General features: G+C 35.9%; 16 protein-coding genes. 13 read left to right on the forward strand and 3 right to left on the reverse strand.

All coding sequences use genetic code 11. The features are described from left to right. Positions 1-42 precede the first annotated feature (42 nt). Positions 43-1,857: an L-fucose isomerase gene (locus CaldiYA01_RS02570; RefSeq protein WP_207181026.1), complete on the forward strand. Its 1,815-nt coding sequence runs from the start codon at positions 43-45 to the stop codon at positions 1,855-1,857. Between the two features lie 26 nt (positions 1,858-1,883). Next, a complete protein-coding gene (locus CaldiYA01_RS02575; RefSeq protein WP_207181028.1) occupies positions 1,884-3,344 on the forward strand; it encodes an alpha-L-fucosidase in 1,461 nt (486 codons plus the stop codon). Between the two features lie 65 nt (positions 3,345-3,409). Here CaldiYA01_RS02575 and CaldiYA01_RS02580 read toward each other — a convergent pair whose 3' ends face one another. Further along, positions 3,410-4,543, reverse strand: a complete 1,134-nt coding sequence (locus CaldiYA01_RS02580) for a glycerate kinase (RefSeq protein ID WP_207181030.1) — start codon at positions 4,541-4,543, stop codon at positions 3,410-3,412. Between the two features lie 262 nt (positions 4,544-4,805). Between CaldiYA01_RS02580 and rplM the strand changes: the two genes are divergently transcribed. The 4 genes from rplM to CaldiYA01_RS02600 all read left to right on the forward strand — a co-directional run bounded on the left by rplM (position 4,806) and on the right by CaldiYA01_RS02600 (position 7,430). Beyond that, positions 4,806-5,234, forward strand: a complete 429-nt coding sequence (rplM, locus tag CaldiYA01_RS02585; RefSeq protein WP_207181032.1) for a 50S ribosomal protein L13 — start codon at positions 4,806-4,808, stop codon at positions 5,232-5,234. Positions 5,235-5,258: 24 nt separating this feature from the next. Then, positions 5,259-5,651, forward strand: coding sequence for a 30S ribosomal protein S9 (gene rpsI, locus CaldiYA01_RS02590; protein WP_207181034.1), 393 nt, complete (start codon positions 5,259-5,261; stop codon positions 5,649-5,651). Between the two features lie 204 nt (positions 5,652-5,855). Next, the gene (locus CaldiYA01_RS02595) at positions 5,856-7,076 is read left to right on the forward strand and encodes an ammonium transporter (protein WP_207181036.1); all 1,221 of its coding nucleotides are present in this window, start codon (positions 5,856-5,858) and stop codon (positions 7,074-7,076) included. 18 nt (positions 7,077-7,094) lie between these two features. Further along, positions 7,095-7,430 carry a P-II family nitrogen regulator gene (locus CaldiYA01_RS02600; protein ID WP_207181038.1) on the forward strand — a complete coding sequence of 112 codons (336 nt, stop codon included), beginning with the start codon at positions 7,095-7,097 and terminating at the stop codon, positions 7,428-7,430. Positions 7,431-7,508: 78 nt separating this feature from the next. Here the strand turns inward: CaldiYA01_RS02600 and CaldiYA01_RS02605 are convergent, their stop codons facing one another. Beyond that, the gene (locus CaldiYA01_RS02605; protein ID WP_207181040.1) at positions 7,509-8,636 is read right to left on the reverse strand and encodes a glycosyltransferase; all 1,128 of its coding nucleotides are present in this window, start codon (positions 8,634-8,636) and stop codon (positions 7,509-7,511) included. A gap of 128 nt (positions 8,637-8,764) precedes the next feature. Here CaldiYA01_RS02605 and radA point away from each other — a divergent pair, with 128 nt between their 5' ends. Then, a complete protein-coding gene (radA, locus tag CaldiYA01_RS02610; protein WP_207181041.1) occupies positions 8,765-10,105 on the forward strand; it encodes a DNA repair protein RadA in 1,341 nt (446 codons plus the stop codon). Between the two features lie 27 nt (positions 10,106-10,132). Next, positions 10,133-10,822 carry a 4Fe-4S double cluster binding domain-containing protein gene (locus CaldiYA01_RS02615; protein ID WP_207181042.1) on the forward strand — a complete coding sequence of 230 codons (690 nt, stop codon included), beginning with the start codon at positions 10,133-10,135 and terminating at the stop codon, positions 10,820-10,822. A 3-nt stretch (positions 10,823-10,825) separates the two neighbouring features. On the opposite strand, the gene CaldiYA01_RS02620 is transcribed toward CaldiYA01_RS02615, so the two are convergent. Further along, positions 10,826-10,984 carry a DUF1540 domain-containing protein gene (locus tag CaldiYA01_RS02620; RefSeq protein WP_013429637.1) on the reverse strand — a complete coding sequence of 53 codons (159 nt, stop codon included), beginning with the start codon at positions 10,982-10,984 and terminating at the stop codon, positions 10,826-10,828. Between the two features lie 104 nt (positions 10,985-11,088). On the opposite strand from CaldiYA01_RS02620, the gene csaB reads away from it, so the two are divergent. From csaB to CaldiYA01_RS02645, 5 genes are all read left to right on the forward strand, one after another. Further along, the gene (gene csaB / locus CaldiYA01_RS02625; RefSeq protein WP_207181043.1) at positions 11,089-12,927 is read left to right on the forward strand and encodes a polysaccharide pyruvyl transferase CsaB; all 1,839 of its coding nucleotides are present in this window, start codon (positions 11,089-11,091) and stop codon (positions 12,925-12,927) included. After that, complete coding sequence (locus CaldiYA01_RS02630) at positions 12,928-13,779, forward strand: YitT family protein (protein ID WP_207181044.1); 852 nt, start codon at positions 12,928-12,930, stop codon at positions 13,777-13,779. 116 nt (positions 13,780-13,895) lie between these two features. Beyond that, positions 13,896-14,738: a transketolase gene (locus CaldiYA01_RS02635; protein ID WP_207181045.1), complete on the forward strand. Its 843-nt coding sequence runs from the start codon at positions 13,896-13,898 to the stop codon at positions 14,736-14,738. A gap of 7 nt (positions 14,739-14,745) precedes the next feature. Next, entirely contained in the window at positions 14,746-15,687 is a 942-nt protein-coding gene (locus tag CaldiYA01_RS02640; RefSeq protein ID WP_207181047.1) for a transketolase family protein, read from the forward strand. Between the two features lie 138 nt (positions 15,688-15,825). Continuing rightward, positions 15,826-16,680, forward strand: coding sequence for an AraC family transcriptional regulator (locus CaldiYA01_RS02645; RefSeq protein ID WP_207181049.1), 855 nt, complete (start codon positions 15,826-15,828; stop codon positions 16,678-16,680). The last annotated feature ends 114 nt before the right edge of the window (positions 16,681-16,794 follow it).

Genomic DNA, 16,794 nt, shown 5'->3' on the forward strand with positions numbered 1-16,794 from the left:
ATTTTGCATCTCAAAAACTGAAAGAAAGGAGAAATGGCAAAAATGTCAAATGAAAGATTGAATGTTTTCATAGGTGAAAAAAGACTTGTTGAAGATTACCCCAAGGTGGGTATAAGACCAACTATAGATGGAAGATATGGTGGAGTAAGAGAGTCTTTAGAAGAGCAGACATGGAGATTAGCAAAATCGGTAGCAGAATTTATTGAAAAGAATGTTTATTTGCCAAATGGCGAGAAGGTAAAGTGTGTACTCCCTCCTCGATGTATTGGTGGTGTTGTTGAGGCAAGAATGGCAGATGAACTTTTCAAAAAAGAGGGAGTTGGCCTTTCTATAACAGTCACGCCTTGCTGGTGTTATGGTTCTGAAACAATGGATATGACACTGGATATTCCAAAAGCTGTATGGGGATTTAATGGTACAGAAAGACCGGGTGCTGTATATCTTGCTGCAGTGTCGGCCGCTCACAATCAAAAAGGGTTACCTGTCTTTAAGATATATGGGAAGGATGTTCAAGACAAAGATGATTTTTCAATTCCTCAAGATGTCCAAGAAAAGATTTTAAAGTTTGTAAAAAGTGCCTTAGCAGTTTCTATAATGAAAAATAAGTCCTATCTTTCAATTGGAAACGTATCGATGGGAATCGCAGGTTCTATTGTTGACCCTGACTTTTTTGAGGATTATCTTGGGATGAGAGTTGAGTGTGTTGACATGTCAGAGATAATAAGGCGAATAGAAGAAAAAATATACGACCAAGAAGAATTTGAAAGGGCAATACAGTGGGTGAGGAATAATTGTAAGGAAGGAAAAGATCCTAATCCACCAGAGAAAAGAGTTGACAGAAAAAAGAAGGATGAGGTATGGGAATTTGTGGTCAAGATGGCTATAATAACAAGAGATTTAATGATTGGTAACAAAAAGCTTGAAGCATTGGGTTATCCCGAAGAAGCACTTGGACATAATGCAATTTTAGCAGGATTTCAAGGACAGCGGCAGTGGACAGATCATTTTCCAAACGGTGACTTTATGGAAACAATTCTCAACTCCTCATTTGACTGGAATGGACTAAGACAGCCCTACATACTTGCGACTGAAAATGATAGCTTAAACGGTGTATGTATGTTATTTGGGCATCTTCTTACAAATACAGCCCAGATTTTTGCAGACGTTAGAACATATTGGAGTCCAGATGCTATTTATAGAGTTACTGGATGGAAACCAGAAGGGCTTTCGGAAAATGGTGTGATTCATCTTATAAATTCAGGTTCAGCAGCACTGGACGGAACAGGTCAGCAAGAGATTGACGGCAAGCCTGCTATAAAATCTTTCTGGGAAATCACTGAAGAAGAAGTTAGAAAGTGTTTAGAGGCAACAAGATTCTGTTATGCAAATTTGGGCTATTTTAGGGGTGGTGGATTTTCAACAAAATTTGTGACAAGAGGTGGTATGCCTGTTACAATCTCAAGATTAAATATTGTTAAAGGGTTGGGACCTGTTCTTCAGATTGCAGAAGGCTGGACAGTAGAACTTCCTCCAAATGTTCATGAAATACTTGATAGAAGGACAGATCCGACATGGCCAACCACATGGTTTGTTCCAAAACTTACTGGCAAGGGAGCATTTAAGAGTGTATACTCTGTGATGGAAAACTGGGGAGCAAATCATTGTGCAATAACCTATGGACATGTGGGTGATTTGTTTATCACATTGGCATCTATGTTAAGGATTCCAGTGTGCATGCACAATGTAGAAGAAGAAAGAATATTCAGACCGAGTGCTTGGAGTGCGTTTGGAACAGAAGACTTAGAGGGTGCAGATTTTAGAGCATGCAAGAATTTTGGCCCACTTTATAAAAAATAATTTGTGTACAAGGAGGTCTTTTACACATGGAGGAGTATTTAAAAACCATCCAACAAGGTCCATTCTCACCAACATGGGAATCTTTAAGGCAGTTCAAATGTCCTCAATGGTTTTTAGATGCCAAGTTTGGTATTTGGGCGCACTGGGGACCTCAATCGGTTCCTATGTATGGTGACTGGTATGCACGCAATATTTATATAGAAGGACAACCACAGTATTACTACCATTGGCGAAAGTATGGGCATCCTTCAAAGATTGGTTACAAAGATATTGTTCAGATGTGGAAGGCCGAAAAGTTTAATCCAGAGGAATTAATTAACCTGTATATAAAAACAGGGGCAAAATATTTTGTTGCTCAGGCTGTTCACCACGATAACTTTGATAACTGGAATTCCCGATACCATAGGTGGAATGCAGTAAATATGGGTCCCAAAAAAGATATTGTTGGAATGTGGGCAAAGGCTGCAAGGGAAAGAGGTCTTCCGTTTGGTGTATCAGAACATTTAGCAGCAAGCTTTTCATGGTTTGCACCAAGCAAAGGATGTGATTCAAAAGGACCATACAAGAGTGTTCCATATGATGGAAATGACCCTGCCTATGAGGATTTTTATCACCCAAATAGGGACGAGTATGAATTAGAAAAACGGCATGGAAAGATTGTCAATTGGTACTCGCAAAATACACAGTGGCATATAAAATGGTTTTTAAGAATAAAAGATTTAATCGACCAGTATGAACCAGACTTTTTGTATTCAGATGGTGGTGTTCCATTTGGTGAGATTGGTCTGAGTATAATTGCGCATCTTTACAATACAAGCGCAAAAAATTATGGCGGTGTAAATCAAGCAGTGTATACTCAAAAAGACACAAATCCAGATGTGTATAAAATTGGTGTTTTGGACATTGAACGTGGAGCAGCCGAAGATATTCTACCTCATCCATGGCAGACAGATACATGTGTAGGTGGTTGGTTTTATGATGTAAGAGCTGTATATAAAACTCCTGAGCAGGTAATTGAAATGCTTATTGATATTGTCAGCAAAGGTGGAAACCTTCTTTTAAACATTCCACAAAAACCAGATGGCACACTGGATGATGAGTGTCTTTATATTCTTGATGAGATTGCAAAATGGATGAAAGTAAACGCAGAAGCCATATATGCAACACGTCCATGGATAAGATATGGAGAAGGTCCGACAAAAGCTCAAGGTGGAGCTTTCCAGGAGAAAAAGCTTGAGTGGACAAAAGATGATTTTAGATTTACCCAAAAAGATGGGAAAATTTTTGCTTTTCAAATGAAGTATCCAGAAGATAACAGAGCAATCATCAAAAGTTTGGGACTGTCAAGTGGTATCTCTGTCAAAGAGGTAAAACTTTTAGGTTTTGAAGATAAGCTTGAATTTGAACAGCTCAATAACGCTCTGATAATCAAATTGCCAGAAAAGTACTGCAGCACAGGATATCCACACTGTTTTTGCATAAAGTAAAAACTTTCCTTTTTCAGGGCTATTCCAAAAAAAGACGGAATAGCCCTGATGGTTTTATCTGCTTTTTAAAGTTTTTTTGCCCTTAAAATCAAATTCACAATACTCTTTGTAGTTTCTTTCAAAAGCCGTGGTGCTTCTTTGAGACATCTGTCAAGCGATGATGCCATATCAACGATAGAGAAAATTGAAGTTATGCCTTCTTTTGAATATTCTTCAAAAGGACAATCAATAGACCCTGAAATAACAATTACCATCTTGCCAAGCTTAACCCCAAGTCTTGCAATTCCAATTGTAGATTTTCCAGATAAGCTTTGCCTGTCAAATCTTCCTTCACCTGTGATAATAATATCAGCCCACTTGACATGTTGTTCTGCATTTGAAGCGCTGAGTATATAATCTATTCCTGATACGTATTGAGCGTTCAAAAAAGCCAAAAGCGCAAATCCTAATCCTCCTGCGGCACCAGCTCCGCTTGACAGTGACAAGTCTTTTCCGAGATACTCTTTGGCAACATTTGCAAAATTTCTAAGTCCCATATCAAGAAGCTTTACAGCATTTTCGTTTGCCCCTTTTTGAGGTGCAAACACATACGCTGCACCGTTTTCTCCATAAAGCGGATTTGTAACATCACACAAAACTGTAAATTTTATCTTGAGAGCATCTTTCAAAAATTCTGAATCATCAATCTTTTTTATTTTTACCAAGTTTTCTCCAATTGGTTTTAACTCTTCTCCATTTTCGTCCAGAAATTTCATACCAAGGCTATTTAGCATCCCAACTCCTGCATCATTTGTTGCAGACCCACCAATGCCAATGATGATTTCTTTAACATTCTTTGAGATTGCGTATTTGATGAGCTCGCCAACACCGTATGTTGTTGTGTAAAGGGGATTTCTTTCTTCATCTTTCAAAATAAGAAGTCCTGAACATTCTGCCATTTCAATGATTGCTTTATCTTCAAAAAATCCTATCCTGCTTTTTATCTTCCTAAAAAGAGGGTCATTTACCTCAACTTCTTCTATTTTGGCACCAAAGATTTTAGATAGAGCTGTCAGGGTCCCTTCTCCACCGTCGGCAAGCGGAAGCTGGAAAACTTCTGCGCTTTTGTCAACCTCAATAATAGCTTCTTTTATTATCTCAGATGCGACTAAAGCGTCAAATGACCCTTTATATTTATCCGGTGAAACTAAATATCTCAATAAGATTCCTCCTCTCTTTTCTCTTTAATGTATAATATACATTTATATTTTACCAAAATACTTATCAGATGTTTTGTATTTTTAACACTAAAACAATCTTGATTTTGTATTCAAATACTTATTCTGGGCGATTGACATTGACATTATAATATATTAGAATATTTTATGTTTTAAAATAAGGCCCCGAGTATAAGTTGATGATATAGATTTTCGATTTTTAATAACAGAAAACAAAATTTCAAAAGGAGTGAAGAAGAAAGCGATGAAGACATACCTTGCAAAGCCAAATGAAGTTCCAAAGAAGTGGTATGTGATAGATGCAACAGGAAAACCGCTGGGAAGGCTTGCAGCTAAAATTGCTGTGATTTTGAGAGGAAAACATAAACCCCAGTTTACACCTAATGTTGACACTGGAGATTATGTAATTGTAGTAAACGCTGAGAAGGTTGTTTTAACAGGTAAAAAGCTTGACAATGATGGATACAGATATCATACAAAATATCCTGGGGGACTTAAGTTCATACCATATCGCAGACTTCTTGAAAAGCATCCAGAAAAGGCAATTGAGATTGCGGTGCGCGGAATGCTTCCTAAAAATAGGCTGAGAGATAGGTTCATGAGAAAGCTCAAGGTTTACAGAGGACCAAATCATCCACATGCGGCACAAAAGCCAGAAGTGCTGGAAATTTAGTTTTAGTTAGGGGAGGATATGAAAGTGGCACAGATAAAATACTATGCAACTGGTAGAAGGAAAACTTCTGTTGCTAAGGTTTGGCTTTCACCTGGAAATGGCAAAATTATTGTGAACGATAAGAACATGGAAGAGTATTTTCCTCTTGAGACATTGAGAATTATTGTGAAACAACCATTGACGCTTACTGAGACTCTTGGTAAGTTTGATGTAATTGCAAAGGTTAAAGGTGGCGGTCTTTCTGGTCAAGCAGGTGCAGTAAGACATGGGATTGCACGAGCGCTTGTGCTTGCTGATCCAACTTTAAGACCTGCTCTGAAAAAAGCGGGATTTCTTACAAGAGATCCGCGTATGGTGGAAAGAAAGAAATACGGTCTCAAGAAAGCAAGAAGAGCACCTCAGTTCTCAAAAAGATAAAAAAGTTTTTTACAGCTCCTTTTTTAAAGGAGCTTTTATTTTCTGCAATTCAGAAGTTTTTTTCTTTCAACCTATTGACAATTTACACTCAAGAGAATATAATAAAACTGTAGTTGCCAATGGGGGCATACCAGAAAAGGTATGTCCCCATTTTGCATTTTAGGGGAATATAGACTTTCAAAATAAAATTTGGGGGTGTTTTGGATGAACTATGCTGATATTGTATGGGTTTTAATTTCAACTGCTTTAGTTATGCTGATGACACCAGCAGTAGGTCTTTTTTATGGTGGTATGGTCAGAAGAAAAAACCTTCTTTCCACAATTACCATGTCAGCACTGACTCTGGGACTTATCAGCATTGAATGGGTTTTGATCGGTTATAGCATGGCTTTTGGACCTGACAGATTTGGATTGATTGGGAGCTTTGACTGGGCAGGGTTAAAAAATGTTGGATATAAGCCTAACCCTGACTATGCAGGGAGCATTCCACACCTTTTGTTTATGGCATTTCAGATGATGTTTGCAGCAATCACTCCTGCACTTATTGTAGGTGCTTATGTTGAGAGAATAAAATTTAGCAGTTATATACTTTTTACATTACTATGGTCAATATTTGTTTACAATCCGGTTGCGCATTGGGTATGGGCAAAAGGTGGATGGCTCAAAAACTTAGGGGCTTTAGACTTTGCAGGAGGTACTGTTGTTCATATTACTGCTGGTGTGTCAGCTTTAGCACTGTCGCTTGTGCTAAGAAAAAGAAAGGACTTTGGCAAAGTTCAGATGGAGCCAAATAATATTCCTTTAACACTTGTTGGGGCGTTTTTACTTTGGTTTGGCTGGTTTGGGTTCAACGGAGGTAGCAGCTTAGCCGCAAATGAGATTGGGGTAAATGCTTTTGTTGTAACAAATGTTGCGGCAGCCTCTGCTGCAGTTTCGTGGATGTTAATCAGCTGGCTTTACAAAAAACCAAGCGCAATTGGAATTGCAACAGGTGCAGTTGTTGGGCTTGTTGCAATAACACCTGCATCAGGTTATGTAAATGCTCTTTCAGCAATTGTTATTGGTGCAGTTGCTTCTATAATCTCATTTTATTGTATTAGACTCAGAGAAAAATTAGAACTTGATGAGACATTAGACGTTTGGGCTTGCCACGGAATGGGTGGAACTTGGGGGGCGCTTGCAACAGGAATATTTGCAAGCAAGGCTGTAAATCCAGCAGGAAACGACGGGCTCTTATTTGGAAACTACAAGCTGTTTTTTGTTCAGCTTATCTCGGTGTTAGTTGTTTGGGCATTTTCGTTTATTGTGACCATAATAATTTCAAAATTACTTGATAAAACAGTTGGTTTGGCTGTGACATACGAAGAAGAGACTGTTGGTCTTGATATATCTCAGCATGGCGAAGAGGCTTATGGAGGAATTTAATTTTGGGGGTGTTTTGAGATGAAAAAAATAGAAGCTATAATAAGAGAAGAAAAACTTAACGACCTCAAAGAGTGCCTTGAAAAAGAGGGTATATACGGAATGACAGTTATGAGAGTTAAAGGAAGAGGTATCCAACGCGGTATTACCTTGCAGTGGAGAGCAGGAAGTTATACCGTGGATCTTCTCCCTAAGGTTCTGGTAATGATTGTTGTGAGTGATGAGAAGTTTGAAAAGGTGATTGACATTATTTTGGAATGCTGTTCAACAGGAAATCCAGGTGATGGTAAGATTTTTGTGTCAGAAATAAGTGAAGTTATAAGGATTAGCAGCAAAGAAAGAAATGTAAAGCTGTAAATTTTGAAAAATATATAAGTCAAAAGGGCTACTTTGCTATAAGGTTTTAAAATGAGGTTTTTAAAGCAAGTAGCCCTTTTATTTTTTCAAAAGTATGCTTTTATAAATCTCAGATTGCATCATTGCCATATTTTCTGCGGAAAACTTTTCTTTTGCTTTTTTAGAAAGAAGTTGTCCAAATTCTTTGATAAGTTCTTTATTTTGCATAAGAATTTCTATCTTTTGAGCAAGTCCTTTATAATCTCCAATATCAAATAAAAAGCCGTTTTTTCCATCTTCAATTAAATCAGGCACAGAACCAACTTTACTTGATATACAACACTTTTCAAGTGCTGTGGCTTCTAAGATAGAATAGGGAAAGGTTTCAGAGTATGAACTTATAACATTTATATCTATGCTATTAAAAAAGTCATATGGATTTTTTATACTGCCAAGTAGAAATACTCTATCAGTTAAGTTGTACTTACTTATCATCTGCTTTAAAAACTCCTTTTGAGGACCACTTCCACCGATTAAAAAAATGACATCAGAATGTTTTTTAGCTATTATACTGGCGGCTTTTATAAATACATCTAAACCTTTTACCTTATATAACCTGCTCAAGTTTCCTATAACTATTTTAGAATCAAATACTTTTCTGTCAAGAAACTTCGATAAAAACTCATCCTTTTGCACATAATGTATCTCTTTTGAAAAATCAAAACCATTGTACAAAAGAAAAATCCTATCTTCTCTTACTCCAAGTCCTTTTATTTTGTCAACTAATGCAGATCCCACAGAAATAAAATAATCAAATCTTTTTAAAGCAAGTTTGTTAAGAAATGAAAATACTACTCTTTTATAAAAAACATCTTGAAAATCTAAATCAAAATCGCTATGTACTGTTGTAATAAATGGTATATTTTTGATTTTTTGTTTTAGAAACATTCCAATGAAATTTGCTCTTGCGCCGTGGCAATGAATTATATCATAACCTTCAACCGCAACAATATGCGCAATTTTATCAACCACGCTTAAATCAAATCGAGAAGATTGTTGAATAACATCTATATCAATTCCAGCATTTTTTACCTCTTCGTAGAATTGCCCATACATGAAACATATAATTTTAAGACTAACAAGATCTTTTAGCTTTGAACACAGGTTTATTATATGTGTTTTTGCTCCTCCTGTATCACCACCGCTTATAAGGTGCAAAACTTTCATTTTTGAAAGACAGACCTCCTCAACTTAAATAACCTTCGATTAGATTATATCATAACTCTTTATAAAAGGGTGAAAATATGATAAAAATATATCGTATAGATTTAAAATGATTCTGAGGAGAAAGTAAAATGAAAACAAAGAGCATTTATATTTGTCAGGAGTGTGGCTTTAAAACCTCAAAATGGCTTGGAAGATGTCCAAACTGTTCAAGCTGGGACAGCTTTGTACTTGAAAGAATAGACCAAAACAAAAAAGAAACTTTCTCAATTTCGACTGAGACTTTAGCAACACTAAAGCTTTCTAATGTCAGTACAAATGAAGAAAGATTTTTGTCTGGATTAGAAGAGCTGGATACTGTCCTTGGTGGGGGATTTGTGAAGGGAGAGCTTATTTTACTTGGTGGTGAGCCGGGGATTGGAAAATCAACCCTGCTTTTACAGGTTGCAAATATATTAAGTAAAAAAATTAAAGTATTGTATGTATCAGGAGAGGAAGGGGCAAACCAACTAAAGCTTCGAGCACAAAGACTCAACATAGATGGAAACTTTGATGTTGTGTGTGAAACCAATTTTGATTTAGTAAGAAATGTTATCTTAGAAACAAAACCAGAGTTTGTTATAATTGATTCCATACAAACTATGTATGTACCTGAAAACCAATCAGCACCTGGAAGTGTAACCCAGGTCAGAGACGTAACAATGCAGCTTTTAAAAATCGCAAAGACTTATAATGTGACAACAGTTATTGTTGGGCATGTTACAAAAGATGGTCTTATTGCAGGACCAAGGGTTTTAGAACACATGGTTGACTGTGTTTTGTATTTTGAAGGAGAGAGGTTTAACACCTACAGAGTAATCAGAGCTTACAAAAATAGATTTGGACCTACAAATCAGTTAGGAATTTTTGAGATGACAGACAGTGGACTGGTTGAGGTAAAAAATCCTTCAAGCATTTTCTTGGAAAGTAGCTACAATGTAGAGGGTGTTGCTATTTACTCTGCAATAGAAGGAACAAGGTCTATTCTTTTAGAGATACAGGCACTTAGCACTCCAACATCTTTTGGTACACCAAGAAGGACGGTAACCGGAATTGATTACAACAGATGTGTGATGCTCTGTGCTGTGCTTGAAAAAAAAATGGGATTTGCATTAAATACTCAAGATATATATGTAAATGTAGCAGGTGGATTTAAGGTTTCAGAGCCTGCAGCAGACCTTGCTATTGTATGTGCTATAGCTTCAAGTTATAAAGGAGTTCCCATTGGAGATACTGTATTAATAGGTGAAGTGGGTTTGACAGGCGAAATTAGAGCTGTGTCAAATATAGAAAAGAGATTGAGCGAAGCCAAAAAGCTTGGGTTTAAAAGGGCTATCATCCCAAAAAGAAATATGGAGACAATCCAAATTGATGGTACAATCGAAGTTTTTGGAATGTCAAATATTGAAGAAGTCTTGAATTTTGTATTTTAGTTCTAGCCAAAGAGAGATGATTGAAAAATGCTCTTAGAAGAACTCAAAAAGATGTTAATTTTTGAGGGTGCGAGTGATGTAGGATTTTCTTCTATAAGTTTATATCTTCCGGAAGAACTAAAAATATTTAGAACATGTATAACAGTGGTTATAAAGCTTTCAGATGCCATCGTAAACGAGATTGTAGACTCACCAACGTTTACATACTATCATCATTACAGAGCTGTAAATAACCTCATTGACCTTCTAACCTTAAAAGGTGTATTGTTTTTAGAATCAAAAGGGTATTATGCTTATAGTATTGCTGCATCACAGAGCGTCCATGGTAAGGACAATGGATTTTCTGGGGTACTTTCACACAAAATAGGTGCTGTACTGTCTAGTATGGGTTTTATCGGGAAAAGTAATCTTTTTGTTCATGAAAAATTTGGTCCGCGCGTGCGACTTGGAACAATTTTAACAACATATGAACCAGAAAATGGGATAAAAAATAATATTATTGAACCTAAATGTGGAGATTGTAATCTTTGTGTTGTGAGCTGTCCTGCACAAGCAATTTATGGAAGAATATGGCATTTAGGTATTGATAGAAACGAGATGATAGACCCCCATGCATGTAGCAGTTACATGAAAGAAAAGTTTAAATTCATAGGGCGTGGTCAGGTGTGTGGCATATGCATGAGGGTCTGTCCTTATGGAAGTGAAGTAAAAAGATAGGTATTATCTTCTGAGTTGGTATGTGTGGCAGTTTGTTTTCTCCTTTGTTCCTTGAGCAGAAGAACCGCCACCATCTACAGAGACTTCAATTGATGGTGCTGTGCATCTTTTATTATCCCAATACATGCAGTCGGAAACATTACATGTGATTCTATCTGGCATCTTTAATACCTCCATTTTGATTTAAATTTTGCAACTTTCAAGGTTTATTTTCTGCAACAAAACTTAAGTTTATTCAAAAATAATAATTTTGGGTGAGAAAAAGAATGAAAAATATTGTAATATCAGGATATTATGGACAATTAAATACTGGTGATGAAGCCATACTAAGGGTTTTGATAGATAGGCTGAGAGAATATGAAAGACAAGAAAATGAAGACATAAATATTGTTGTTCTTTCATCAAGACCGCAGCTTACAAGCAAGATTTACAAAATAGACTCTGTAAATAGAAAAAAGATTTGGAAAGTTGTAAAAGCAATAAAAAGATGTGATATTTTTATTTCTGGTGGAGGAAGTCTTTTTCAAAATGAGACAAGCAATAGAAGTCTTTATTATTACCTCTTTCAAATTTTTATTGCAAAACTATTTGGCAAAAAGGTTTTTATTTTTTCTCAGGGGATAGGACCAATAAAGAAGTGGTATAATGTCTTGGTTTTCAAACATATAATCAAACTTGCTGATTATATTACAGTAAGAGACTATGATTCTTTTGACCTTTTACACAGACTGAAACTTAAAAACAAAATAGACCTCTCAGCAGATCCTGCATTTTTGCTAAGTCCTTGCTGTGAAAAAAGAGTTGAAAAATTATTTCAAACTTATAATATCGATTTGAGTAGAAAGACAATAGGAATAGTAGTAAGGAAATGGAAAAAAGAAAAGGACATGACTGTCAAAATTGCTCAAATTGCTGACATTCTTATAGAAGATGAAGGATATAATGTGGTTTTTATTCCTTTTCAGGGTAAGTGGGACATAATAAAGATAAACGAGATTGTCTCAAAAATGAAGAATAAACCATGTATTCTCTCTGAGAATTTTCAACCTCATGAACTTTTAGGTATTTTTAGATATTTCGACTTAATAGTTGGTATGCGTCTTCACAGTCTAATATTTGCGGCTAAAATGAACAAAAGGTTTATTGGAATATCTTATGACCCCAAAATTGACAGTTTTCTTAAAATGTATGGGCTAAAACCAGCTGGTTATGTTGACAGTTTTGATATTAACAATGTTCTTTTAAATATCCAGTATATGCTTAATGAGTCAAAAATTCAAAAGAAAATTGAACAAACAACAAACAATATGATTCAAAAGGCGGAAAAATCATTTGAGATTTTAAAAGAAGCCTTAACCTCAATCAAGAAAAGAAAGAGCATCAATGTTTTGGGTGTAAGGATTGATTGTATCAATTTTGACAAGGCAAAGAAAAAATGTATTGACTTTTTATCTGCATCTTCACCCAAAGTAGTATTTACGCCCAATGTAGAGATGATAATGCTGTCTCAAAGGGATGAGAAATTTAAAAAAATTTTAAATTCGAGTGACTTAAACGTACCAGATGGTATTGGTGTTGTGTGGGCATCAAAGTATTTTGGTGAAAAGCTGTATGAAAGGGTCACAGGTTTTGACCTTATGATGTCTCTTATGACAGTTCTTGAAAAAAAAGGAGCAAAAGTATTTTTACTTGGTGCGAAACCGGGAGTTGCTGAAAAAGCGAAAGAAAATCTTTTAAAACAATTTAGAAGTTTGGAAATTTGCGGGGTGTATCATGGATATTTTAGTGAAGAAGAAAATGATACAGTTGTAGAGATTATAAACTCCTCAAAACCAGATGTTTTATTTGTTGCAATGGGTATGAAAAGACAAGAAGAATGGATTTACAAAAATAAAAAGAAGCTCAAATGTAAGCTTATTATGGGCGTTGGTGGTAGTCTTGATGTTTTGTCAGGTGAGGTAAAAAGAGCACCCAAGATGTTCCAAAAGCTTGGTCTTGAATGGTTTTATAGGTTAATTACCCAGCCCTGGAGGTTCAAAAGGATGCTTGTGCTTCCTAAATTTGTATTTATTGTTTTGAAAATTAGGATATTTGGGGGAAGATAAATGCTAAAAAAAATTTTCAGAGTTTTATATGAATATGCTGCAATAACTTTCGGTTCGCTTTTGGTTGCCTTGTCGCTGAATCTTTTTCTTGTTCCAAATAAGATTGCAGCGGGTGGTTTTTCGGGAATTGCAACAGTTGTATATTATGTTTCACACTACAAGCTTCCTGTTGGTATGACAATGCTTGCATTAAATATTCCTGCATTTATTCTTGGTGTTAGGACAATTGGCGTGGACTTTGGTGTGAAAAGCGTTTACGGGACAATAATACTTTCGGTGCTCACAGACACAACAACATTTGTGCCATGTATTACATATGATAAGCTTTTAGCGTCGGTGTTTGGAGGAGCGCTGATGGGGATTGGTCTTGCAATTGTTCTACTTTTTGGTGCAACAACTGGTGGAACAGAGATGTTGGCAAAGATTATTCACAAATATATTTCGTTTATTTCTGTTGGTCAAATTCTTTTAGGGCTTGATATAGCTGTTATTGTACTTGCATCGGTTGTGTTTAAAAGCTATGAGCTTGGACTTTGGGCAATTTTAACTCTATTTGCATGTTCAAAGCTGATTGATGCAATACTTGAAGGTGTAAACTTTGCGAAGGCGCTCATAATAATCTCAGATAAATCTGAGGTAATTGCTGAAAAAATTTTAAAGGAACTTGACAGGGGAGTTACAGGTCTTCATGGCATAGGCATGTGGACAAGGACAGAGAAAAATGTTCTACTATGTGTTGTAAAAAGACATGAAGTGAGTCGTGTAAAAAACCTTGTAAAAAGCGTTGATAAGCGTGCTTTTGTTATTCTGACAGATGTCCGTGAAGTCTTGGGTGAAGGTTTTTCTGTTTGAGTAAAAAATGAACAATATGATATAATATAAAAGGAAAAGATAGTTTGAAAAATTCATTTTTAAAGCCAAAACACAAACCAAATATTGTATTTTGCAAAGGAGGTTTAAAAAAGACAATGGATAGAGCAAAAGAAATTGAACTCAAAAAAATAGCAACAGAGATAAGAAAGAGCATAATTATTCAAACTGCATCTGCAGGCTCTGGTCACCCTGGCGGTTCACTTTCTGGTGTTGAAATTTTGACATATCTTTACTTTGTTGAAATGAACATTGATCCTAAAAATCCAAAAGACCCTGACAGAGACAGGTTTGTTCTTTCCAAAGGACATGCATCCCCGCTTTTGTACGCAGTTTTAGCTGAAAAGGGTTTCATCAGCAAAGATGAGCTTACAGGTTTTAGACAGATATATTCAAATCTCCAAGGCCATCCTGACATGAAGAAAGTTTCTGGTGTTGAGATGTCAACAGGGTCTTTGGGTCAGGGTTTGTCTGTTGCAAACGGTATGGCATTGGCTGCAAAACTGGATGGGAAAAATTACAGAGTTTATGTTTTAATTGGTGATGGCGAGATTCAGGAAGGTCAAATTTGGGAAGCTGCAATGACAGCTGCACATTACAAGCTTGACAATCTTACAGCCTTTTTAGACCACAATGGGCTTCAGATAGATGGAAAAATCACAGAGGTTATGTCACCTGAACCTGTAGAAGAGAAATTTAAAGCATTTGGCTGGCATGTTATAAAAATTGATGGTCACGATTTTAACCAGATTGAAAAGGCTGTAAATGAAGCAAAAACAATAAAAGGGAAACCGACAATTATAATTGCTGAGACAGTTAAAGGTAAAGGCGTATCTTTTATGGAAAATGAAGCTGGCTGGCATGGGACAGCACCAAATAAAGAACAAGCTCAAAAAGCTTTAGATGAGCTACAAAAGCAGTTAGAAAATTTGGAGGTGTAAAATTAAAATGGCAAAAATAGCAACAAGAGAAGCATACGGTCAGGCATTGGCTGAGTTTGGTGAAATATACAAAGACATTGTTGTGCTTGATGCTGACCTTTCAAAGTCAACAAGAACAGAGATTTTCAAGAAAAAGTTTCCTGACAGGTTTTTCAATATAGGAATTGCAGAGCAAGACCTTATGGCAACAGCAGCAGGACTTGCAACATGTGGTAAAATTCCATTTGCAAGCACATTTGCAATCTTTGCCGCTGGAAGAGCTTATGACCAGGTGAGAAACTCAATAGGCTATCCACATCTAAATGTCAAGATTGGAGCGTCACATGCAGGTGTATCAATTGGCGAAGATGGTGCATCTCATCAGATGCTTGAAGATATAGCTTTAATGAGAGTAATTCCTGGAATGGTAGTGCTTTCTCCTTCTGATGCTGCATCTACGCATGAATGCGTAAGGCTTGCAATTGAACATGAAGGACCTGTTTATATTCGTTTGGGAAGACTTGCTGTTGAGGAGATTTACAAGAAAGGTGAACTAAAACTTGAACTTGGGAAAGGTATTGTTCTACAAAAAGGAACAGATGTTGGAATTTTAGCAACAGGGCTAATGGTCCATGAAGCTATAAAAGCAGCAAAAATGCTTCAAGAGGAAGGAATATCGGTTTATCTTGTTGACATGCCGTGCGTAAAACCACTTGATGTTGATTTGATTTTAGATGTTGCAAAAGCCACTGGCTGTATTGTCACAGCAGAAGAACATAATATCTTGGGTGGTTTTGGAAGTGCTGTGTCTGAGGTTTTGATTCAAAATTATCCTACACCGGTAAAAATGGTTGGTGTTAATGATGAGTTTGGAAGGTCAGGAAAGCCTGAGGATGTTTTGAAATACTACAAGCTCACAGCAGAAGAGATTGTAAATAAAGCAAAAGAGGTTATGAAGATGAAAAAGTAAAATATTATCATGTAGATGAAAAGCTGCCGCAGTCCAAAATTTGTGGCAGCTTTTTATTTTGTTGTGCTTGTGATAAAATTTATTTAAGATTAGTATATTGCTTTTATTGAAAACATACAAAAAAGTGGGGAAATTGCAATGGATGAAAGGTTGAGGCTCAAAGAAAAGGTTCAACATGGCAGTGTGGTGTTTCCTATAAATGTATATGAAAAAATATTTGTTCACGAAAACAATACTCTTCTACCTCATTGGCATGATGAATTTGAGATAGTCTATCTTGAAAAAGGAACGGCAAGTTTTAGAATAGACGGCAAGGAGTATTTTTTAGGGCCAAAACAGTTTTTATTTGTCAACTGTGGTTCAATTCACGGTGGAAAAGCAGAAAATAATCCCGAACCTTATGCAATTGTATTTAGCTTGAATATGCTATTTTCTGGAGGACCAGATATATGTAAAAGCAAATATTTGCAGCCTATTTTAGAAAGAAGATTGCTTGTTCAAAATAGTTTTGATGATGAACGAATAGGAGAACTAATTTCGAATATAATAACAGTGTGGAAAGAAAAGCCAAAAGGTTATGAGCTTTTAGTAAAAGGCTATTTGTTCGGTTTATTTTATAATCTTTTTAATAATGGACGTATAACAGCCAGCAATTCTGATAGAGAACTTGATTTGAAAATTGAAAAGATAAAATCTGCACTTGATTATATCAATTCTAACTACTCATCTGATATAGATGTTGACCTGCTCGCAAAGCTTGCAAACCTGAGCAAATTCTATTTTTGTCGTCTTTTTAAGGAGATTACTCATCTTACACCAGTTGATTACATAAATAAGTTCAGGGTTGAAAAAGCAATTGAGCTTATCAAAAACACAAACATGAGTATTTCTGAAATTGCATTTGAAGTAGGATTTAATAATGTGAGCTATTTTATAAAAGTATTTAAAGAGCATGTAGGTGTTACTCCATTTAAATACAAAAAAAATATTTAGTTAGCCATGTAAAAGTTATTTTAGAGCAAATCATTTATACTTTTTTGCAAAAGAGTATGAGAGATATAAAAAGAAGGTGTGTATAATAAAACTGGATTGTTTCTTTAATTTTCT

The sequence above is a fragment of the Caldicellulosiruptor diazotrophicus genome (assembly GCF_017347585.1).
GTDB classification, from domain to species: domain Bacteria; phylum Bacillota; class Thermoanaerobacteria; order Caldicellulosiruptorales; family Caldicellulosiruptoraceae; genus Caldicellulosiruptor; species Caldicellulosiruptor diazotrophicus.

Coding starts and splice junctions, on each gene's coding strand:
- CaldiYA01_RS02595 (WP_207181036.1), top strand. CDS start 5,856: ATGAACTATGCTGATATTGTATGGGTTTTAATTTCAACTGCTTTAGTT.
- CaldiYA01_RS02600 (WP_207181038.1), top strand. CDS start 7,095: ATGAAAAAAATAGAAGCTATAATAAGAGAAGAAAAACTTAACGACCTC.
- CaldiYA01_RS02630 (WP_207181044.1), top strand. CDS start 12,928: ATGCTAAAAAAAATTTTCAGAGTTTTATATGAATATGCTGCAATAACT.
- CaldiYA01_RS02620 (WP_013429637.1), bottom strand. CDS start 10,984: ATGCCAGATAGAATCACATGTAATGTTTCCGACTGCATGTATTGGGAT.
- CaldiYA01_RS02575 (WP_207181028.1), top strand. CDS start 1,884: ATGGAGGAGTATTTAAAAACCATCCAACAAGGTCCATTCTCACCAACA.
- CaldiYA01_RS02635 (WP_207181045.1), top strand. CDS start 13,896: ATGGATAGAGCAAAAGAAATTGAACTCAAAAAAATAGCAACAGAGATA.
- CaldiYA01_RS02615 (WP_207181042.1), top strand. CDS start 10,133: ATGCTCTTAGAAGAACTCAAAAAGATGTTAATTTTTGAGGGTGCGAGT.
- CaldiYA01_RS02645 (WP_207181049.1), top strand. CDS start 15,826: ATGGATGAAAGGTTGAGGCTCAAAGAAAAGGTTCAACATGGCAGTGTG.
- radA (WP_207181041.1), top strand. CDS start 8,765: ATGAAAACAAAGAGCATTTATATTTGTCAGGAGTGTGGCTTTAAAACC.
- csaB (WP_207181043.1), top strand. CDS start 11,089: ATGAAAAATATTGTAATATCAGGATATTATGGACAATTAAATACTGGT.
- rplM (WP_207181032.1), top strand. CDS start 4,806: ATGAAGACATACCTTGCAAAGCCAAATGAAGTTCCAAAGAAGTGGTAT.
- CaldiYA01_RS02605 (WP_207181040.1), bottom strand. CDS start 8,636: ATGAAAGTTTTGCACCTTATAAGCGGTGGTGATACAGGAGGAGCAAAA.
- CaldiYA01_RS02570 (WP_207181026.1), top strand. CDS start 43: ATGTCAAATGAAAGATTGAATGTTTTCATAGGTGAAAAAAGACTTGTT.
- CaldiYA01_RS02640 (WP_207181047.1), top strand. CDS start 14,746: ATGGCAAAAATAGCAACAAGAGAAGCATACGGTCAGGCATTGGCTGAG.